This window comes from Vicinamibacterales bacterium, assembly GCA_035699745.1.
Taxonomy (GTDB): Bacteria; Acidobacteriota; Vicinamibacteria; order Vicinamibacterales; family 2-12-FULL-66-21; genus JAICSD01.
In genome coordinates this window covers 19,311-39,121 of the sequence record DASSPH010000081.1, presented here as the reverse complement: position 1 = coordinate 39,121, position 19,811 = coordinate 19,311, and the positions used below count along the sequence as shown (strand labels likewise).

16 protein-coding genes are annotated in these 19,811 nt (G+C 68.4%); 4 read left to right on the top strand and 12 right to left on the bottom strand.

All coding sequences use genetic code 11. The features are described 5' to 3' along the window. Nucleotides 1-17 precede the first annotated feature (17 nt). Nucleotides 18-380, top strand: a complete 363-nt coding sequence (locus tag VFK57_20235) for a cupin domain-containing protein (protein HET7698054.1) — start codon at nucleotides 18-20, stop codon at nucleotides 378-380. Between the two features lie 105 nt (nucleotides 381-485). Here the strand turns inward: VFK57_20235 and VFK57_20230 are convergent, their stop codons facing one another. Further along, nucleotides 486-1,202: a BON domain-containing protein gene (locus VFK57_20230; GenBank protein HET7698053.1), complete on the bottom strand. Its 717-nt coding sequence runs from the start codon at nucleotides 1,200-1,202 to the stop codon at nucleotides 486-488. Between the two features lie 198 nt (nucleotides 1,203-1,400). Between VFK57_20230 and VFK57_20225 the strand changes: the two genes are divergently transcribed. Both VFK57_20225 and VFK57_20220 read left to right on the top strand, forming a co-directional pair. Next, nucleotides 1,401-1,742 (top strand): PadR family transcriptional regulator, encoded by a 342-nt coding sequence (locus tag VFK57_20225; protein HET7698052.1) that lies wholly within the window; start codon nucleotides 1,401-1,403, stop codon nucleotides 1,740-1,742. Nucleotides 1,743-1,753: 11 nt separating this feature from the next. After that, a complete protein-coding gene (locus VFK57_20220) occupies nucleotides 1,754-4,396 on the top strand; it encodes an ABC transporter permease (protein ID HET7698051.1) in 2,643 nt (880 codons plus the stop codon). Nucleotides 4,397-4,441: 45 nt separating this feature from the next. Here the strand turns inward: VFK57_20220 and VFK57_20215 are convergent, their stop codons facing one another. The 9 genes from VFK57_20215 to VFK57_20175 all read right to left on the bottom strand — a co-directional run bounded on the left by VFK57_20215 (nucleotide 4,442) and on the right by VFK57_20175 (nucleotide 15,516). Continuing rightward, nucleotides 4,442-5,815, bottom strand: a complete 1,374-nt coding sequence (locus tag VFK57_20215) for a pyridoxal-phosphate dependent enzyme (protein HET7698050.1) — start codon at nucleotides 5,813-5,815, stop codon at nucleotides 4,442-4,444. A 1-nt stretch (nucleotide 5,816) separates the two neighbouring features. Beyond that, a complete protein-coding gene (locus tag VFK57_20210) occupies nucleotides 5,817-7,100 on the bottom strand; it encodes a M20/M25/M40 family metallo-hydrolase (protein ID HET7698049.1) in 1,284 nt (427 codons plus the stop codon). Between the two features lie 30 nt (nucleotides 7,101-7,130). After that, nucleotides 7,131-7,610 (bottom strand): nuclear transport factor 2 family protein, encoded by a 480-nt coding sequence (locus VFK57_20205; GenBank protein HET7698048.1) that lies wholly within the window; start codon nucleotides 7,608-7,610, stop codon nucleotides 7,131-7,133. 9 nt (nucleotides 7,611-7,619) lie between these two features. Next, on the bottom strand, nucleotides 7,620-8,585 hold the full coding sequence (locus tag VFK57_20200; GenBank protein ID HET7698047.1) for a DUF6263 family protein: 966 nt from the start codon (nucleotides 8,583-8,585) through the stop codon (nucleotides 7,620-7,622). After that, on the bottom strand, nucleotides 8,582-9,463 hold the full coding sequence (locus tag VFK57_20195) for an EamA family transporter (protein ID HET7698046.1): 882 nt from the start codon (nucleotides 9,461-9,463) through the stop codon (nucleotides 8,582-8,584). The genes VFK57_20200 and VFK57_20195 overlap by 4 nt, the downstream gene beginning before the upstream one ends. A gap of 120 nt (nucleotides 9,464-9,583) precedes the next feature. Next, complete coding sequence (locus VFK57_20190; GenBank protein HET7698045.1) at nucleotides 9,584-12,550, bottom strand: M14 family zinc carboxypeptidase; 2,967 nt, start codon at nucleotides 12,548-12,550, stop codon at nucleotides 9,584-9,586. A 34-nt stretch (nucleotides 12,551-12,584) separates the two neighbouring features. After that, nucleotides 12,585-13,370, bottom strand: coding sequence for a hypothetical protein (locus VFK57_20185; protein HET7698044.1), 786 nt, complete (start codon nucleotides 13,368-13,370; stop codon nucleotides 12,585-12,587). 99 nt (nucleotides 13,371-13,469) lie between these two features. Beyond that, nucleotides 13,470-14,306 (bottom strand): winged helix-turn-helix domain-containing protein, encoded by an 837-nt coding sequence (locus VFK57_20180; protein HET7698043.1) that lies wholly within the window; start codon nucleotides 14,304-14,306, stop codon nucleotides 13,470-13,472. Beyond that, nucleotides 14,287-15,516, bottom strand: coding sequence for an MFS transporter (locus VFK57_20175; GenBank protein HET7698042.1), 1,230 nt, complete (start codon nucleotides 15,514-15,516; stop codon nucleotides 14,287-14,289). The genes VFK57_20180 and VFK57_20175 overlap by 20 nt, the downstream gene beginning before the upstream one ends. Nucleotides 15,517-15,650: 134 nt before the next feature. Between VFK57_20175 and VFK57_20170 the strand changes: the two genes are divergently transcribed. Beyond that, on the top strand, nucleotides 15,651-17,231 hold the full coding sequence (locus VFK57_20170) for a D-aminoacylase (GenBank protein ID HET7698041.1): 1,581 nt from the start codon (nucleotides 15,651-15,653) through the stop codon (nucleotides 17,229-17,231). A 41-nt stretch (nucleotides 17,232-17,272) separates the two neighbouring features. Here the strand turns inward: VFK57_20170 and VFK57_20165 are convergent, their stop codons facing one another. Both VFK57_20165 and VFK57_20160 read right to left on the bottom strand, forming a co-directional pair. Then, complete coding sequence (locus tag VFK57_20165; GenBank protein ID HET7698040.1) at nucleotides 17,273-18,775, bottom strand: PilX N-terminal domain-containing pilus assembly protein; 1,503 nt, start codon at nucleotides 18,773-18,775, stop codon at nucleotides 17,273-17,275. A gap of 16 nt (nucleotides 18,776-18,791) precedes the next feature. Beyond that, nucleotides 18,792-19,811, bottom strand: coding sequence for a type II secretion system protein (locus VFK57_20160; GenBank protein ID HET7698039.1), 1,020 nt, complete (start codon nucleotides 19,809-19,811; stop codon nucleotides 18,792-18,794).

The following is a 19,811-nucleotide window of genomic DNA, read 5'->3' as shown; positions in this document are numbered from 1 at the left end:
TCGATTAGAGAGACACCATGCCGAAACTGATCGAGAAGCCGACCGTGATCGACTGCGTGGGCACGAAGCCCAAGCAGATTCAGGAATTCGCCGGACGCGTGAACTCGGGCCACTCGGCCGTCAGCGTGGCGCGCATGATTTCACCGACCGGATGGGAAGAACCGGGTCAGACGCCGCAGTTCGAGGAAATCACCGTCGTGTTGAAAGGCTCGCTGCGAGTCGAGCACAAAGGCGGGGTGCTCGACGTCAACGCCGGGCAGGCCGTCGTGACGAGCCCTGGGGAGTGGATCCGCTACAGCACGCCGGGGCCGGAAGGCGCGGAGTACGTCGCCGTCTGCCTGCCGGCCTTCTCGCCGGCGACCGTTCACCGGGACGAATAGAGTCGACTCCCGCTCCCAACTCCCGTACCGGGTAGTGTTGGGAGCTGGGAGTCTGTCAGTCGCCCGCGAGTTGGCCGTCGGGTGGTGGCCGCTGATCCGTTTCAGCTACTGCTGAACGGTCAGCTTGTCGACGACCGACTTCACGCCCTTGGTCGTCTTGGCGAGGCGGACGGCTTCGGCCTTCTCCGCCGCGCTCTTCACCGTGCCGGTCAACGTGACGACGCCGTCCTTGGTGTCGACGTCGATCTTCAGGCCGGGCACCGTGCTGTCGGCGAGGAACTTGGTCTTCACCGCGGAGGTGATCGCCGCGTCAGTGATCACCTCGCCGGACTTGCTGGCGGCGTCCTTGGTCTTCTCCCCCGCCTTCTTGCTGGCGTCCTTGACCTTCGCGGCCGACTCCTTGGTGTCGTCCTTGATCTCCACCTTCAGCTTGTCGTCCTTGTCGGTCCGGCCCGTCGTCGCCGTCGTCGTGGTGTCGGCGCCGGCGCGGCGCGGCTCCAGCTTGAGGTTGTTCTTGACGTTCTTGACCCCCTTGGTGCTGCGGGCGAGACGCAGCGCCTCGGTGCGCTCCGCCGCGGTGTGGACGACGCCGGTGAGCGTCACCACGCCGTTGGTGGTGTCGACGTCGATGTTGAGCCCCTTGACGTCCGGATCGCCCAGCAGCTTGGTCTTCACCGCGCTGGTAATCGCCGCGTCGGTGATCACCTCGCCGCTCTGACTGGCCGCCGCCTTGGTCTTCTCCTTCGCGTCCTGGGTGGCGGTCTGGGCCGCGAGCCCCGCTGTCGTCAGCGCGAACACGGCGCCGCAAAACAGAACGCTCATCCGTTTCAGCATGTGTGACTCCTTCATCTGAATTTCGCGGCCTCCGCGGAGGCCGCGGATGAGAACAGCAGGATCCGTACCGCCGCACGGACGAGGTTCCAGCTCGACCGGGATGGCCCGGACCGCGGTCGTTCACTCTCTCCTTGACAACTTAGGAGAAGCGCGTCAATATGCCTAAGCATCTTAGGGGAGGACCCGATGGCGCCGCAGGCGGATCTGCTTCCAGGCACGCTCGATGTTCTGATCCTCAAAGCGGTCTCGCTCGGGTCGCTTCACGGCTACGGCGTGCTGCTGCGCATCGAGCAGATCACCCGTGGCGCGCTGCTGGTGGAACAGGGGGCGCTCTACCCCGCCCTGTATCGCCTCGAGCACCAGGGATTGATCGCCGGCGAGTGGGGGGTCTCGGACAACAACCGCCGCGCCAGGTTCTACAGCCTCACCGCCGCGGGGCGCCGCCGTCTGCGCGAGCAGACGGACAGCTGGAACCGGCTGGCCGCCGCGATGGCGGCCGCGCTCCAGTCGCGGCCGTCGGAAGGCTGAAGGGCGGCACCATGCTCAGACGGCTGCGTTCGCTGTGGCGCGCGGTGCGGCGCCGCGAGGCCTTCGAATCGCAGATGGCCGACGAGATGCGGTTTCACCTCGAGAGCCGCGTCGCCGATCTGGAGGCGAACGGGCTGACGCCCGCTCAGGCGCAGCGCCAGGCCCGCCTCGAGTTCGGCAATCCGGCCGCGATCGAAGATCGCTGTCGCGACGCGCGCCGGATCAATCTGCTCGACGACCTGGTCGCCGACGTGCGGTTCGCGATCCGTGGCTTCAATCAGAACCGGCTGCTCTCGGCCGTCATCGTCCTGACGTTGACCTTCGGCATCGGCATCAGCAGCGGCGTGTTCACGATCTTCTCGCGGATCGCGCTGCAACCGCCCGTCGGCACGGATCCGGGCAGCTTTCTGCAGGTGTACGCCGCCTCGACGACCGAGCGGACGAAGGTCCCGACGCTCGGGGCGCTGAGCGTGGAGGAATACGTCGCGTTTCGCGATGGTGTTCGAGCCGTGCGCGCGCTGTCGGCCTTCAGTGAAGTCCGCGCGCACATCGGCGTCGACGCAGCGGCCGCGGCGACCCTGCAGCTGGTCACGTGCAATCACTTCGAGGTCTACGGCCTCGAGCGTCCCGCGCGCGGCCGGTTGCTCCAGCCCGCTGATTGCGAGACCGCGGCTCCGGTACTCGTGTTGTCGCATACCGGGTGGCTCACCCGCTTCGGCGCCGATGAAGGCGTGATCGGCCGCACGGTGTCCGTGGCGGGCGTGCCGGTCACCATCGTCGGCATCGCACCTCCCTCCGACGCGTCGCTGAAGTTCGGGGCCGGCTGGCTCCCCTACACGCTCCGCGGCCGGATGCAGATCGGCCCCGATCCCCGGCTGATGGCCGGCGGCCACCACGGCCACGATCGCTGGCTGATGGTGAGCGGAAGGCTCGCCCCCGAGGCCACCCGCGCGCAGGCCGCCGCGGAAATGGCGGTCATCGCCGCGCGGAACGATCTCGCGCACCCGGGACGCACGAGCAGCGTCGTCGTGACCAACGGCGCGACCGTGAACGAGCCCAGGATCCGGGCGACGGTTCTGGCAGTGATCGGTATGACCATGGCCGCGCTCTCCTGCCTGGTCCTGATCGCGTGTGCCAACGTCGCGACGCTGCTGTTGTCGCGCGCGGAAGCGCGGCAGAAGGAAGTCGCGGTCCGGATCTCGCTCGGCGCGGGGCGCGGACGCGTGATGCGGATGCTGCTCACCGAGACGCTGACACTGGCCGCGGTCGCCGGCGCCGCGAGCGTGTATGTCGCCTATCAGTTGCCCCGACTGATCATCGACTGGCTCGCAGGAACGGTACTCGAAACACGGATGACGCCCGACTGGCGCGCGTTCGCGTACCTCGCCGCGACGGTGTGCCTGGCGGGGGTCGCCGCCGGCCTCGCGCCGGCGTTCGAGACGATGCGCGTCGACGTCCTGGATTCGCTGAAGGGACGCCGATCGTTGTTCGGATCGCGGAGCGGGTCGCGCTTCCGCAGCGCGCTGGTCGCCGTTCAGGTCGGGTTGAGCTTCGTCCTCGTCGTCGGATCGGCGCTGTTCCTCGCCACGCACTATCAGACGCGCAACTGGCAGACCGGCTTCGAGACCGAGCGCGTCCTCATGCCGCGCGTCACTTACCGGACGGCGGGAGGTGTGAGCCGTCCGTCGCCGGCCGAACTCTCCGGTGTGCTGCGCGCTGTCCCGGGCACGGGCGCCGTCGTGTTCGCCCAGACGGCGCCGGTGTTCGGATCGGCCCGGGCCGACATCGTCGCGCCCGACGGGAGTGTGCGCACCGTGTCCGCCAACGAAGTCTCTCCCGGATTCTTCACGGCGCTGGACCTGCCCATCCTGCGCGGCCGCGCGCTCGACGAAGGGGATCGGCCCTGCGAGCACGACGACTGCCAGATCGTGATTTCGGAGTCGTTCGCGCGGCGGATCCTGAACACGCAGGATCCGGTCGGCCAGGCGGTTCGTACCAGGTCCGGCGTCACGTGGCGGATCGTGGGCGTGGCCCGCGACACGGCGACCGAGGAGGCCGGCCGGCCGGACGGGCCGCAGGCGTACCTGCCATGGATACCGGATGGACGTCCGTACCAGGCGCTCGTCCGGGTCTCAGGAGATCCGTCGACCTGCGCGCCAGCCGTCGCCGCGGCGCTTCGCGCCCGGTTTCCCGGTGCGTTCGTCGACAGCTACACGCTGCGCTGGCCGATCGACAGCTGGATTGAGGAGATCGGCAAGGTCGAGGCGCTGGTCGTCGGGCTGAGCGGCGCCGCGGTCGCGCTCGCCGCGATCGGGATCTTCGGGGTGGTGTCGTTCGCGATCGCGCGGCGACGACAGGAGCTTGGCGTCCGCCTGGCCCTCGGCGCCGGGCGGCGCGAGATCCACGCCACCGTGATCCGAAGCACGTTCACGCCCGTCGCCATCGGCCTCATCGGCGGCCTGGCATTGGCGGTCCCGGCTGGATTGGTGATGGGCGGCTCGATCCTCAAGCTGCGCGTCGGCGCCGCGGCCGCCAATCCGCTGATCTACGCCGCCGCCGCGCTGGTGCTGCTCGCGATCATCGGCCTCGCGCTGGCCATCCCCGCCCGCCGCGCCGCGGCCATCGATCCTCTCACTGCGCTGCGCAGCGAATAATGAGACCGATCACCCGATCGCCCGATCACCCGATCACCCGATCCCCTAGACGATCACCCGAATGATGTCCGACCGCGTGATGATGAAGGTCTTGTCGGTCTTGAAGTCGCGCACGAGCACGGCCGGCATGGCGGGAGTGATCATCGTGGCCAGCAGATCGACCGGCGTCGACACGTCGACGAACGGGAACGCCGGCTGCATGATCGACTCCACCGGCTCGGTCTTGATGAGAGGATTCTTCACCAGCTCGGAGTAGAGATGCGTCTCGTTGAGCGATCCCACCAGTCGCCCTTCATGGGTGATCGAGAGCTGCGAGAAGTCGTGCTCCCCCATCAGATGCACAGCCGCCTCGACCGGCTGATGGCATTCGATCGACAGCAGCTCGCCCGACACGCCTGACGCCACCAGATCGCGCGCCGTCATGCCGCTCTTCTCGAAGAAGCCCTTCTCGCGCATCCAGTCGTCGTTGAACATCTTGCCGAGATAGCGCGACCCGTGGTCGTGGAAGATGACCACGATGACGTCGCCGTCGGTGAAGTGCTCCTTCAGCTGCAGCAGGCCGGCCATCGCCGAGCCAGCGGAGTTGCCGGCGAAGATGCCTTCCTCGCGGGCGATGCGCCGGGTCATCACCGCGGCGTCCTTGTCGGTGACCTTCTCGAAGTGATCGATCACCGAGAAGTCGACGTTCTTCGGCAGGAAATCCTCGCCGATGCCTTCGGTGATGTACGGATAGATCTCGTTCTTGTCGAGGATGCCGGTGTCCTTGTACTTCTTCAGCACCGAGCCGTAGGTGTCGATCCCCCACACCTTGATCGTCGGATTCTTCTCTTTCAGGTAGCGGCCGACTCCGCTGATCGTTCCCCCCGTGCCGACGCCGACGACGAGGTGCGTGATCTTCCCGTCCGTCTGGTCCCAGATCTCCGGCCCGGTCTGCTCGTAGTGCGCCTGCGAATTCGACAGGTTGTCGTACTGGTTCGCCTTCCACGAGTTGGGCACCTCGCGCACCAGGCGCGACGAGACCGAATAGTAGGATCGCGGATCGTCCGGATCGACGTTCGTCGGGCAGACGATGACCTCCGCGCCGAAGGCCTTGAGCGCGTCGGCCTTCTCCTTCGACTGCTTGTCGGTCGTGGTGAAGACGCACTTGTAGCCTTTGATCACCGCCGCGATCGCCAGCCCCATGCCGGTGTTGCCCGAGGTCCCTTCGATGATGGTGCCGCCGGGCTTCAGCGCCCCGCTCTTCTCGGCGTCCTCGATCATCTTGACCGCCATGCGGTCCTTGATCGAGTTGCCCGGGTTCGTGGTTTCGATCTTGGCGTAGACGGTGCCCTTGACTCCCTTCGTGATCCGGTTGACGCGGACCATCGGCGTGTCGCCGATCGCCTCGAGGATATTGGCGAAGACTCGCTTCTCGCGCACGTTACCTGGTCCCCTGATTCAGCCGGTGAATCAGAATCGCCGCCCGCTTGGTCTGGCTCGGCAGGGTCGTCAGGTCGGCCGTCTCCGCGGGCGAGTGGTCGTCCCGGCCCATCAACCCGATGCCGTCGAGGATGTTCTTCACATACGCCGCAACGAACGACACGTCCGCCGCGCCGGCGCGGTCCGGGCTGACGGCCGTCACCGCGCCGAAGCCAAGCTCGCGGCTGGCACGATCGTACGCCGCGAGCACCTGCGCGTTGCCGGGCGTCGGCGGCATCGACGGATAACCCTCCTCGAACGTCAGCGTCGCCTTCGTCTGCGCCAGCGGCGTGGCCGCCACCACCGCCTGCATCGTGTCGCGCGCCTGCTGCAGCTGCTCCTTCGACAGCGTCCGGAGATCGCCGAGCGCAATCGCCCGCTCGGCGATGACGTTCGTCTTGCCCGACGCCGAGCCCTTGCTCAGCACGTCGTCCACGTCGATCGTCGTGCCGCCGAGGACGAGGCTGGGATTGAAGGTCAGGTGCGGCTGTCCGGCGAGGCGGCGACGGAAGCCGTCGAGGATGCGCGCCAGCTCGTAGTTCGCGCCATAGCCGATGTCGCTGCGGAAGATCTGCGACGAGTGGCCGGTCTTCGCCGTCACGGCCAGCTTCCAGGACGACGTGCCGCGCCGCGCGGTGACGGCAAACTTCGGATCGGCGGGGCCGTCCTCGAATCCGAGCGCATACTCGGCGCCCCGTGCCGCTTCGACCAGCGCGGCGCGCGCGGCCGCCTGCGGCTCGCCGGAGTCCTCCTCGTCCCCCGTCATCACCACGACCACGTTCATCTGGTCGAGCACGCCGGCCGCCTTGAGCGCCTTCAGGGCGGCGATGATGATGACGTCGCCCCCCTTCATGTCGATGATGCCGGGTCCCTTCGCGGTACGCTCGTCGACCCGCTGGAACGCCTGGAACGGGCTGTCCTTCTCGAACACCGTGTCGAGGTGGCCGATGAGCAGCATCCGCTTTCCCTTCCCCGGGTGCTCCGCGACCAGATGTCCCGCGCGCTTGAACGGCGTGCCGTCCACCCACGTCGTCTTGAAGCCGAGCTGGTCGAGCTCGCGGCGGAACAGCGCGCCGACGGCGCGGACGCCGGGAAAGTTGTGCGTCCCGCTGTTGATGTTGACGGCCTTCTCGAGCAGGTCCAGCGCGTCGGCGTTGCCGGCATCCACCGCCGCGACGATCGCGCGCTCGGTCGAGGACGCGATCTGCGACACCGCGAGCAGCGTGAGAAAGACGAGCGCGTACATTGGCCCGATCTTACTCCGGGCGGACGCGATCTACTTCTTCGCCGGCGGCGGCGGGGGCGGATTGTCGCTGTTGTAGATCGCGTGCGAGATCGCCCAGTTGCCCGCCGCGTCCTTCTTCAGCAGCACGACGTACTTGCCCTTGTCGTCGACCATGCCGCCGGTCGCGTGCGACATGAGCTGCTGCTTGTAGGTGCCGATGTCGTACGCCGTGTCGCCCATCACCCTGGTCGAGGTCGCGGTGATGGTCATGCCGTGCAGCATCCACTGCTTGGCGAACTCCTTGTGGAACGCTTCGATCGCGGCGCGGCCGCTCGCCGCGGGCGCGTTGGGCGGCATCTCGACGCCGTCGGCGGCGAACAGCTTCGCCAGGCCGGCGGCGTCCTGCGCCCCTGCCGCCGTCTGATACGCGGTGCGGATCTTGGCGATCGCCGCTTCGTCGGCCCCCTTCTGCTGCGCCGCTGCGCCGGCCGTCATGAGCGCCATCGCCCCGAGTACTGCCATCAGCCTCATCGGATCCTCCTACTTGACGATCGTCATCGTCATCGTCGTCCTGGTGTTGTTCTGCATGGTGATCGTCCCGGCGTCCGGCGTGCGCAGCGTAATGGTGGACGGCATGTCCGTGCGCATGGTGTTGCTCTCGATGCGCCCGCGCGCGAGGCTGAAGACGAGCTCCCCTTCGCCTTTGCTGCCCGGGGCGAGCTTCACGACCGTGGATGCGCCTGTCGAGGGTACCTCTTCCTGGCGCAGGGCGAGCGAGACCGCGATCCGCGCCACCGCGGCGTCGCCGGCGCCGTCGATCGCCTTCAGGGTGTAGGTCGACTTGCCGAGCAGCCGGCCGGTCGCGTCGGCGCCGACCGCCTGCTCCGCGCTCCAACTGTCGCCGACGTTCACCGGCTGTTCCGGCAGCCGCGCGAAGCTCTGCTCGAGCGCGGCACGGAGCGCCTCGTCGCTCAACATGCCTTTGATGCTCTGGGCGAGCGCCCCCGACATCGGGTCGCGCGGCAGATCGTCGATCAGCTTCTGGGCGATGCGCGCCGCGCCGTCGATGCGCCGCACCGCGCCGGTCGGGGCCATGGTGACGCTGACGGCTTCCCCGACCATGCCGCCCAGGGTCTTGGACATGGCGAGGACGCGGGGATCGGCGCCCTCCGGCAGCGGCCTGGCGCTGTCGTATACCACCTTCCCCGCCGGCGTCGTCACTTCCATCGACACGGCGTCGATCGAGTGGCGCAGCGTGGCGCTGCCGTCTGCCGGATTGACCGCGGCGACGGTGAGCTTGATGGTCTGCGACATCGTCTGCTCGAACGTTTCCGGGCCGCGGGGACCGCCGGTCGCGCTGCTCGTCGTGCGCACGACCGTGCGATAGGTCAGCACGTCCCCCTGCGCCCACTTGTAGCGGATCGGAACCGCCTGGGCCGCGGCCTGGACGGCGGAGCCCGCCACGAGCAGCACCACTCCAGCACGCACCAGCCATCGAACGATCACGCGCGCCTCCTTTGAAAAGGGATCGTGATCATAAAGATACTGCACAGGACCAGCCCGCCGCCGAGCCCGGCATTCACGCTGAGGCGCTCGCCGAGAACGACCGCCCCGAGCAGGATGGCGATGAACGGTTCGACGAGCCCCATCGACAGGACGGCAGTGGCGGACATGCGCTCGAGCAGCCAGTAGTTCAGCCAGGTCGCGGCGACGGATCCGAAGACCGCGAGATACAGCACGCAGCCGATCGCCGGGAGGGTCCAGTTGTGGGCGAGCGGATTGCCTTCGCGGACCGCCGCGAAGAGCAGCATCGGGCCCACCGCGGCGATCATCTGCCCGCAGGTGATCACTTCCGGCCTCAGCGCGGGACGGCGCCGGGCCTTGACGAAGACGTAAGCGAAGCCGACGAACGCGGAGGCCGCCGTGACCGCGAGCGCGCCGAAGAGCGCCTGCCGGCCGGACAGGTGCAGCTGGTCGGCGGAGATGGTCCACACGCCGCCGATCCCGAGCGCGATCGCGCCGAGCGCGCGCAGCGTGAACGGCTCGTCCTTCAGCATGTAGTGGCCGAGCACCAGCGAGAACGCCGGCGTCGTGGCGCCAAGCACCGCCACGAGGCCGGACGGAATGAACTGCGCGCCCCAGAAGAGCAGCGCGTAGTTCACGCCGAGGACGAGCAGGCCGGCGATGGCCATGACCGACCAGTCCGCGGCGCGCCGCGGCAGCGGCACCGCGCGGATCCACAGGATGGGGAGGAACACCGCGATCGCGACGACGAGACGGGTGGCCGCGAAGGTGACCGGCGGGAGGTCACGAAGCCCGATCTTGATGAACAGCCAGACGCTGCTCCAGATCAGGCAGGTGATCCACCAGACCGTCAGCGTCATCGGCGTGCGCCGCCCGGCGTCACGTCGTGCTCCCGCAGGGACGCAGAGTACCGGGTGGAATCCTTCCCGGGTCTCTGCGTGCTCTGCGGCCTCGGCGGTGGTTCCGTCCGTGACAGCCGATTAACGCTCCTGTGCCGGCGTCGCGGTCGGCCGCGGCGCGGTGCGGCCGGCGTCGAGATCGTTCCAGTTCAGGATGGCGTTGAAGCCGAGGAAGAAGTTCCCCTGCGTCTGCCACCGCCAGAACGGACGGTTCGCGAACAGGATGACGTGTCCGGCGCCGATCGGCGCGTCGACGGCGACGGCGCGCCCCGCGATCGCATCACCGCCGACCAGCACGCCTGACAGGAGCATGTCGTTCGGATCGGTCGGGAACGACAGCAGCACGCGCGGAGCGTTCGGGCCGGCTCCCGCGCCGCCGCCGCGGCCTCCGAACCCTGCCCCGGCGCCGCCGCGGCCGCCGCGCCCCTGTCCGGGCGCAGCGCCGGTGCCGGCAGCGGAGGCGGGTGCCGAGCCTTCGAGCGTCGCCAGGCGCGGCTGCACCGCGTTCGGCTGCATGTTGATGTTGCCGGGCAGCCCGGCGCCGCGGCCGCCGCCGCGCCCGCCGAAACCGCCGCCCCCGCCGACGGAGAAGATCGGCCCTTGATTGAAGTACACGGCGAGCGCGTTCTGATCGTAGCCGTAGAGGACCGGGCTGGTTCTGTCCCCGAGCAGCGTCTTCAGCACCGAACCGCGCGCATAAAGACCCTCGCCGGGTTCGACGTTGATCCCCTGCGTGAGGTTGAACTCCGGGAAGATCGTGGCGGTGCTCCCCTCCGTGATCAGGACGCCCCCCTGCTGCACGAACTTCATCAGCTCCTGCAGTCCGTCGTAGCCAAGCCCGCCGCGCATGTCGTCGGTCGAGTCCTGGATGCCGAGGTGCGGCGTCTCCGCGGTCTTCTTGTACGGGCGCGGCTCGCTGCCCTGCACGCCGCCGTAGACCAGCCCCTGCGCTGCGCCGCCGGCGTGCGGAAAGATGATCACGTCGTACTTCTGCTTCAGGCTTCCCTGGCGCACGAGATTGTCGGCGAAGTAGGTGTACGGCACCTTGTAGTAGTCGAGCGCCATCCGCACCCAGCCCTCGTCCTGGGTGCTGGTCCAGGTGTGGATGTAGCCGATCCGCGGCGCGTCGAGATCGTGCATCGGCACCGACGGTGCGCCGGCGACCGCCACCGCCGACAGCCCGAGCTCCCGGATCGAGGGCTCGAGGACGGCGCGGTCGGCGTTCTGAATCACGAACGAGCCGGCTCCGAACTTGCGCCCGCCGGCCTCGAACGCCTGCTGCGCGGCGGACATCTTGACCGCCGCGTGGCGGAAGCGGAAGGTCACGAGCGGATTGTCCGTCGTGTGCTCGACGATCAGGACCGGGCCGCTGCCGGTAATCGTGCCGGCCACCTTGAAATCGGCGGCCGCGAGCGTCATCGGCTGCTGCTGGATCGCCTTGTCGGCGATCGCCGTGACCTTGAGATTGCGGACCAGCGGAATCGCCCATCCCGTGTCGTCGTACGGGCGCGGGTTGTCCGGCGCGTAGAACTGGACGCCGAGCAGCGTCTCGACCACCGCCGCGTACGGCTGATCCAGGCGCACGATGTAATCGCCCGCCGCAACCTGGACGCCGCCCGCCGTGAACGCGGCGTTCGCCGTATGCACCTCGGCTCCCTGGCGGCGGAGCAGATTCATCAGGTCGGCCGCTTCCACCGGCCGGCGCTGCTTCGCCGGAATCACGTACGCATAGGGAGCCTTCGCCTGCCCGCGCTCGATCGTGTGCTTGTTCTTCAGGTAGTAGTTCTCGAGGAAGAAGTCCTTGTTCCTGGCGACGTTGTTCATCGAGATCAGGATCGCGCTCTGCTGCATGTTGACGTTGGCGCGCGGTCCCCACTGCACGTCCCCGGGCGTCGGGTTCGGCCGGTACCACTCGCGGCTCTGATTGCCGCCGATCGGATAGTTCTGGCCGCGGAAGCTCTGCGTCTCGTAGAAGCGGCCGATCGAATTGTGGGTGACGCCGATCCAGAACATGTAGTTCGGCACCCACCCGTCGTAATAGTTGTAGGTCCACACGCCGGGCACGTTGCGCTTGGCCATCTCGACCATCTCGTTCTGCGCCAGCAGCCACCACTCGTTCACCTGGATGGGATCGACGACGGTATTGTAGGGACCGGTGCCGGTCGAGACATACAGCAGCGTGACCGACTCGTGCAGGTCGTGGAACACCTGCGGGCGCCAGTCGAGGAAGCTCTTGAGAATGTTCTGCGTGAGCTTCAGCCCGACGCCGATGCCGTCGCGGTTGTTGTCGTGCTGCACGTACTGGCCCCAGTAGACCAGCCCCGGCTGCGGCTTCCCCGGGTTCTTGAGCGCCCAGCGGAAGTTGTCCACGGCTTTCTCCCGGCCATCGACCTCCGTCGCCGGCGTCAGCACCACGATCGAATTGTTGCGGATCGTGCGGATGTACTCCGACTCTTCGACCGCCAGACGGAAGGCCAGCTCGATCAGCATCTCGGGGCTGCCGAACTCCGGCGTGTGGATGCTGCCGCTCGCGTAGTAAATCGGCTTGCCGGCCGCGATCAACTGCCTGGCTTCCGCTTCGGCGAGCTTCCGCGGATCGGTGAGCCGCGCGGTGATCTGCTTGTACTTGTCGAGCTGCTTGATCGTCGCCTCGTCCGCGATCGCGAGCGCCACCATGTCGCGCCCCTCGTCGCTCTTGCCGATGCGGAACAGCTTCACCCTGGGGGACGCCTTCTCGAGCGCCTCGTAGTAACGGACGATGTCGGCGTGGTACGTGAGATTGCCGGGCTCGCCCGGCACGTAGCCGAAGAACTTCAGCGGCGACGGCACCGTCGCCGACGCCGGCATGTGATCGACCAGCTCGGTGAGAATCCGCGCATCCGGCGTCGCCTTCTTGATCCGCGCGGTGTACTCCTCATCGAGCTTCTGCGGCGTCGCCGTCGTCCGCGGACCTTGCGCGTGGACGGGACTGGGAAGATGGCAGAGCAGCGCCACGGCGGCGGCGAAGGCGAGCTTCGGCCCGCGCGAGCGGTACGACGACACGTTCATCTGTCCTCCAGGGGATAACCGGAGGAGTATACCCTCACACTCGCGCGGCGCGCGTCGGCACCGGGCCGTCCTCCACGGTGAGCGAGCGCGCGCGGCCGCCGGCCACGTCGAACCGGACGCGCACCGCTTCGGCCCCGGCGGGATTGAACACGAGTCCACCGTGGTGGAACAGGTTGCGCTCGCTGCCGCCGGCGCGCGCGATCGTGAGCGCGCCGCGCGCGGTCCGCGCCACCTTCAAGGTCTCGCTCGGGCCGGCGCCGAACGAGTACTCGCCGGCGATCGCCGCGTACTCGGCCTCGCTCAGCGGCAGGTCGGTGTAGCGCGGGTCGGCGTCGCCCAGCGCGTCGAGATACGCCAGCACCTCCGCCGCCGCGGCGCCGCCGGCGCGCGCGTGGGCGGCCAGCGTGATGCCGTGCGGCCCGCGCGCACGCTGAATGCCCGGCGCCGCGGCGATCCAGCCTTTGAGGATCGCCACCTGTCCCATCATCGCCGCCGTGAAGATCGTCGGCCGCGCGCCGTGCGCGATCAGCAGCTCCGCGATCGCGCGGTTGCCGACGTGCGAAGCCGCGTCGATCGGCGTCTCCCAATCCCCGTATCCCCAGTCCCACGAGACCCTGGCCAGCGCCGGCCGCGCCGTGACCAGCTCCTTGACCCGGGCGAGGTTGCCGTGCGACGCGGTCACCACGTCTCTGACCAGCGCCGGCTCGTGCGCCGGAAAGGCGGCCCCCGGCGCGGCCGCCGTGGACGGCTGTCGCGCGGCCAGGAAGGGAACGGCGGGAACGGCGGCGAGAAACCGGCGGCGGGAAAACGAGTCGAACATCTGCGGGTGCCTCCTGCCGGCCGACGCTACCGGCGGCTCGCCGCGCGCTTCAAGCCATCAGCGTGTGAGCGGCGTGTGAGCCGGCAACCTGCTGAGGACTCAGGCCTTCCCGATCCGCTGCATGATCGCGACGGCGATCTCCGCCGCGATGATGTCCTGCTGCCGGAGGTCGAGGGTCGGGCTGTCGTAGGTCCGCGCCCAGACGTGCGTCTGGTCGGCGACGCGGATCAGGTGGGCGACGATCCGCAGCTGGCGCTCGTCCCGCTTCATCTGGCCGAGCACCAGGTACTGCGCGCCGAGCGACTCCCCCATCGCCTTCAGGTCGGGCGGACGGAAGGTGAACGTCAGCCCGGATGCATTGCCGATGACCCGCAGCCGGCTCGACGCCGCCAAGCGGGCGACGGTCGCGTCCGACACCCCCTTGGCGACGCGGTCGAGGTCCGCCGACCCGGTCTCGTTGTTGAACGGAACCACGAGAACGGTGGGCGCCGGTCGGTGCTGGGTGTAGCGCAGCGCGACGACGAACGCAATGGCCGCCAGCACGGCGGCGGTCACGCCCCACGGCAGGCGCCGGCGCTCGGATGCGGGTACGAAGATCGGCGGCCGCTGCTCGGTGACGGGAGCGATGAAGCGGTAGCCGCGGGTCGGGACCGTCTCGATGTAGGACGGTGCCGCCGCGTTGTCGCGCAGCGCCGATCGCAGCCTGGCGACGCAGAAGTTCAAGCTGCGTTCGAAATCGACGTGGGTGTCGTCCCCCCAGAGCGCCGCGCGAATCTCGTCCCGTCCGACCAGCTCGCCGGGATTCGCCAGCAGCAGTTCCAGCAGCCGCGAGGGCTGCCGCTGCAGGCGCACGCGGCGCCCCCGGCGCCACAACTCGCCGCTCGCCGGATCGAAGGCGAAGTCGCCGAAGCAGATCCTAGACGGCCGCGGCGGCATGGCGGTCGCTCGAGAGCAGCAGTTTGCCCGCGCCGGTGAGCGCCCACGCCAGCACGGCACAGAGGAAGAACACCGCGCGCACGCCGAACGCCTGTGCGAGCACGCCGGAGAGCGCCAGGCCGATCAACTGCGCGAAGAAGACGACCGACATGGTGGTGCTCGAGATGCGCCCCATGAGCGCCGCCGGCGTTTCCTGCTGCATCAGCGTCTGCGCCGGCACGATGACGCCGGCGAAGGCGAAGCCGAGGGTGAAACAGGCCAGCATCGACATCGCCACCCACGGCAGCGCGCCGAGCAGCAGCGCCCCGAGCCCGATCCCGGCGAGCCCCGAGAGCACCAGCGTCGCGCTGGCGATCCGGCCCGAGACGCGCCGCACCAGCGGCATGCCGAAGAGCATCCCGGTGCCGACCATCGCGCTCACGACCCCGAAGACGCCGGCCTGTGCGTGCAGCCACTCGCGGACGTAAATGGCGATCAGCGGACCGAAACATCCCATCACGAACATCCCGGCTGCCATCGCCATCACGACGAACGAGATGGCGGCGTGATGGGAGATGAACCGCATCCCCTCGCCCATCTCGTGGACGATCCCAGCGATGCGGCCGCGCTGGACCGCCGCGGTCTGCGCCGGCGCGCCCGCCGGACGCACGATCGTCACCGTGCCAATCAGCAGCGCGGAGACGATGAAGCTGACGAAATCGACCGCGTAGCAGACCGACGGGCCGAACGCCGACACCAGTCCGCCGGCCGCCGCCGGGCCGACGATTCGGGCGCCGAGCATCGCCATCTGCATCAGCGCGTTCGCCGACATCAGTCCGTTCGGCGGCACGTGGCTGCGGATCGTCACCGATTGCGCCGGAGCGAAGAAGCTCGACACGCAGCTGAGCGCCGCCAGGATGATGTAGATCTGCCAGATCGTCGTGGTCACCATCAGCAGCAGCACCAGCGCGGCGCGGATGAGATCGCTGGCGATCAGCGTCGGCTTCAGCTGCCAGCGATCGACGAAGACGCCCGACAGCGGACCGAGGAACGCCAGCGGCAGCATGTAGGCGATCTGCACCCCGGTCACCTGGGCGGGAGTGGCGTGCATCCGGTAGGTGACGATGCTGATGACGGCGAAGATGGCGAGGAAGTCGCCGAGCAGGCTGACCACCTGCGCGTAGAACACGCGGCGCATCACCGTCAGACCCAGCACCTCGCGCAGCGTCATCGGGACCGCTTCTCGAGTGGCGCTCGAGACACCCCGGGCAGCGTCGCGCGGCGGCAGCGGTGACGGTTCGGCAGCCATGTCGGTGGGGGCCCTCATCATACTCCACCGCTCCCGCCGCGCTACAATGCCGCGCCATGCGCCCACTCGCGATCGCGCTCGTGACGGCGGCGGCCGCCGCCCTCGCTCAGCCGGCGTCCTACGACCTCATCGTCCGCAACGGGCGCGTCGTCGACGGCTCCGGATCGCCGTGGTATCGAGCGGACGTGGCGATCCGCGGCGATGCGATTGCCGCGATCGCGCCGCGGATCGAGGCCGGCGCCGCCCGCACCATCGACGCCGGCGGCAGGATCGTGGCGCCCGGCTTCATCGACATCCACACCCACGCGCGCCGCGGCTTGTCGCAGGTGCCGACGGCGGCGAATTACGTCCGGCAGGGCGTCACCACCGTCATCGAAGGGCCCGACGGATCGTCGGCGGTACCGATCGCCCCGTTCTTCGCGCAAATGGAGAAGCTGGACAAGTCGGTCAACATCGCTTCGTTCCTCGGCCAGGGATCCATCCGCAGCGCCGTCGTCGGCAACACCAACCGCAAGGCGACGGCCGAGGAGATCCGGACGATGGTCGGCATGGTGGAACAGGGGATGCGGGAAGGGGCCCTCGGCCTGAGCACCGGGCTGTTCTACGTGCCGGGCACGTTCACGCCGACCGACGAAGTGATCGAGCTCGCCCGCGCCGCGGGACGCCTGGGCGGCGTCCACGAATCGCATCAGCGAGACGATGCCGCGAGACTGCTCGACAGCGTCAACGAAACGATCGCGATCGGCGAGAAGGGCGGCCTGCCGACTCAGATCAGCCACGCGAAGGTGGTTGGCGTCGGCAACTGGGGGCGCAGCGTCGACATGCTGCGGCTGGTGGACGAGGCGCGCGCCCGCGGCGTGGACGTCACCATCGATCAGTATCCATACACCGCGTCGAGCACCAGCGTAGCGGCGGCGCTGATTCCGGCCTGGGTGCTGGAGGGCGGGCGCGAGGCGACGCTGGCGCGGCTCAAGGAATCGGGACCCCGCGAAAAGGCGAAGGGCGGGATCGCGATGATGATTCGCGACGAGCGCGGCGGCGGCGATCCGAAGAACGTGCAGTTCGCGAGCTGCAGCTTCGATCCTTCGCTCGCCGGCAAGACCCTGGCCGACCTGACCAGGGCGCGCGGCCTCGCCCCCACCATCCGCAATGCCGCGGAGGTCGTGATGTGGATCGTCGAGCAGGGCGGCTGCCAGGGCATCTTCCACGCCATGAGCGAGCGTGACCTGGTGCGGATCCTGCGCCATCCGGCGACGATGATCGCGTCCGACGGCTCGGTGCCGGTATTCGGCGAAGCCAATCCGCACCCGCGGAGCTACGGCACCTTCGCGCGCGTGCTCGGGACCTACGTGCGCGAGAAGAAAGTGCTGTCGCTCGAGGACGCGATCCGCAAGATGTCGGCGTTCCCCGCCGGCCGCCTCGGCTTCACCGACCGCGGGCTCCTGCGGCCCGGACTCAAGGCCGACCTCGTCGTGTTCGATCCAGCGACGGTGCGGGACACGGCAACGTTCGCCAGTCCGCACTCGTATGCCGAGGGGTTCTCACACGTGGTGGTCAACGGCCAGGTGGTGTTCGAGCATGGCGAGATGACCGCGTCGAGACCCGGCAGGGTGTTGTACGGAGCTGCGCGGAGATAACCGCCAACGTCCCAGCGCCCAACGCCCAACGCGCGTTTCAGCTAGTACTTCTGCCAGCTGAACGATGACATGACGTGATTGCCGAGCACGGTGAACTTCGAGGCCAGGCTGCGATCGTAATGGACGCTGGCGCCTCCCGTGTCGGTGAACTGCCTCGACAGGATCGACCCGTAGAAGTTGCCGCTGCCGTCCATGCTGACCGACGCGTTCGGCGCGTAGACGGTCGCGGCCGTCTGGTTCCCGCCCGTGTACTTCATGGTTCCGGTGCCGGCGTACAGAATCTGGAACTTCGACGGATCGAACGTCGCGTTCGAGAACGAGCCGCCGGTGAAGTCGACCACGTCACCGGTGACGCCGGTTCCCACGACGTTCATCGTCACCGACGTGTCGGTGCCGAGTATGAGATTGGAGTTGCCGGCCATGATGAACGAGTTCACGTTCACCGTCACCGGGGAGGCCGACGTGCCGTTGTCGATCGTGAGCGTCGAGCCGCCGCTGAGCGTGACGTTGCCGAGCGAGATCGTCCCCCCGTTCGAGTTCAGGGTGATGTTTCCGGCGGCTGAACTGCTGCACGTCACCGGGAAACTGATGTAGAGCGACAGCGAGAGACACGTCGTGCTCGACGTGATGCTGAGATTCGTCGTCGGCGGCAACGGCGACGGCAGCGCCGGCGTGGGGTACGTCTTCGCCTGCGGCAGCTGGATCGTGTCGCCGGACACGTTCGCCTGGCCGGTTTGCGTCAGGGCGGTGATGTTGCCGTTGGTGCAGTTGCCGACCCCGGTCCGCGGCGTGTCGAGGTTGCCGGCGATGTTCACCTGGCCGGCGATGCTCAGGTTGCCGTTGGTTCCGACCGAGCCGCCTGCCGATTGGGTGACCGGGGCCCCGCCGGACATCGTCATGCTGTTCGAATCGTAGCTGTCGGTGCGGACGTTGCCGGTCATGGTGATGGCGCCGCAGCCGGACCCGGTGGCGAAGATCGCATACGTCTCCGCCGCCGTGCTGTCGCGCTCGAGGAGCGCCGCCACTTCGACGGTCGCCGCCAGCGCCCCGGGCACGGTGCCGGTCGCCTCGATGCGCCACGTCTGCACCACGCCGGAGGTGCCGCCGTAGACGGTCACCTGCCTCATCGAGATGAGCGTCGCCTTGGCGGCGTAGGTGACCGTCGCGCCGGAGCCGACGCTCAGCGACGCGCCGCTGAACAGCGCCGCATAGGCGCTCTTGATCGTCGTGCTCGGGTGGTTCGAGTCGGTGGCGACCGCGGCCAGCACCACCGGGTTGCCGCTGTAGGTGACCGGCGACACCGTGGTGTCGAACCCCGTGGTGTTGGTCACGAGGCTGGTGTAGGTGGTGCTCGACAGATAGTGGATCGCGCGGTGCACGCCCGCCTCGCCGGCGTAGCGCGCCTGCGACATGGTCTTGTAGTTGCGGCTCGCCGAGGTCTCGGTCTGCGCCAGGAACATGATCGACACCGCCATCGCCGAGAGCGCCGCCATCAGGAAGAGCGTGAAGACGAGCGCGACGCCGTGTTCGCCGGTGCGGGTCATGTCAGTGCTCTTTCTCTTACGGCAGCGGCGGCAGCAGCGCCGTGATGCTCGGCGGGATCGGCTGAATGCGGTTCGCGATGCCGAGACTCGCCATCTGCCAGGCGTTGAACGTGTTGCGCGGCGACACGTTGAGCAGCGCCTTGGTCTGGGTCTGATACTGCTTCGTGATCGGATCGATGAGCTGCGTCCGCACGGTCAGCGTGATCGCGACATCGGTCACGTAGGCGTTGCCGCCGACCATGGCCGTCTGGTAGGTGAAGCACGGCGTCCCGTTGGGATTGTCGGTGATGTTGCTGAGCAGGATGTCCTTGGCGGTGACCGGGGGTTTGGTCCCCAGGGTCCACGACATCATGTTGCGGTAGAGATTGTTGCCGACGGTGTCGCAGGTGTACTCGATGTAGACCATGTTGCCGTCGGCGTTGATGTCCCCATACAGCTTCAGGACCGTGCCGGTCGAGCCATTCGCATAGGTGAAGGTCGGTCCGCCGGGCGCGTAGGTCGACGGGGAACTGGCGGGCGGAATGATGCCGGTGCCGAAGGCGCCCAGCGCCAGCACCGGCGCGTTGGCGTTGTGCGCCCGGACCCGCCCGGTCACCACGCCCGCCAGATCGGTCTGGAGCGATTGCACCGTCACGGAGGTCGCCGACGGAATCGCCGTCACCTTGACCGTCTCCTGCGCCGCGTCCGTCTCGTTCGACGCACTGCCGGTGTCGATCGTGAGCTTCATGCCGACATACATGCCGGCGGAAGAGGACACGGGAATCGTCACCGTCGCTCCCGCGGCGCCGGCACTGGTGCCGGAGGTCGTCGTGACCGCCGGCAGGGCGATGCGTCCCGCCTGCCCGACTTCCTGCTGCAGCACTTCGGTCGCGCCGCGGATGCCGCTGTGCATCTGCGTGCGGTTCCAGATCGTGGCCTGCGCCGCCGTCATCTTCAGCAGCGCCGATACCGCGGCGCCGGAGATCAGCAGCATGATCGCCATGGCAACGAGCAGCTCCGGCAGGGAGAAGCCGGCTTGCATCGGCGTGCGGCGCAT

Coding starts and splice junctions, on each gene's coding strand:
- VFK57_20185 (HET7698044.1), bottom strand. CDS start 13,370: ATGTTCGACTCGTTTTCCCGCCGCCGGTTTCTCGCCGCCGTTCCCGCC.
- VFK57_20160 (HET7698039.1), bottom strand. CDS start 19,811: ATGCGCCGCACGCCGATGCAAGCCGGCTTCTCCCTGCCGGAGCTGCTC.
- VFK57_20175 (HET7698042.1), bottom strand. CDS start 15,516: ATGACGCTGCGCGAGGTGCTGGGTCTGACGGTGATGCGCCGCGTGTTC.
- VFK57_20225 (HET7698052.1), top strand. CDS start 1,401: ATGGCGCCGCAGGCGGATCTGCTTCCAGGCACGCTCGATGTTCTGATC.
- VFK57_20205 (HET7698048.1), bottom strand. CDS start 7,610: ATGAGGCTGATGGCAGTACTCGGGGCGATGGCGCTCATGACGGCCGGC.
- VFK57_20230 (HET7698053.1), bottom strand. CDS start 1,202: ATGAGCGTTCTGTTTTGCGGCGCCGTGTTCGCGCTGACGACAGCGGGG.
- VFK57_20190 (HET7698045.1), bottom strand. CDS start 12,550: ATGAACGTGTCGTCGTACCGCTCGCGCGGGCCGAAGCTCGCCTTCGCC.
- VFK57_20180 (HET7698043.1), bottom strand. CDS start 14,306: ATGCCGCCGCGGCCGTCTAGGATCTGCTTCGGCGACTTCGCCTTCGAT.
- VFK57_20220 (HET7698051.1), top strand. CDS start 1,754: ATGCTCAGACGGCTGCGTTCGCTGTGGCGCGCGGTGCGGCGCCGCGAG.
- VFK57_20170 (HET7698041.1), top strand. CDS start 15,651: ATGCGCCCACTCGCGATCGCGCTCGTGACGGCGGCGGCCGCCGCCCTC.
- VFK57_20165 (HET7698040.1), bottom strand. CDS start 18,775: ATGACCCGCACCGGCGAACACGGCGTCGCGCTCGTCTTCACGCTCTTC.
- VFK57_20195 (HET7698046.1), bottom strand. CDS start 9,463: ATGACGCTGACGGTCTGGTGGATCACCTGCCTGATCTGGAGCAGCGTC.
- VFK57_20235 (HET7698054.1), top strand. CDS start 18: ATGCCGAAACTGATCGAGAAGCCGACCGTGATCGACTGCGTGGGCACG.
- VFK57_20210 (HET7698049.1), bottom strand. CDS start 7,100: ATGTACGCGCTCGTCTTTCTCACGCTGCTCGCGGTGTCGCAGATCGCG.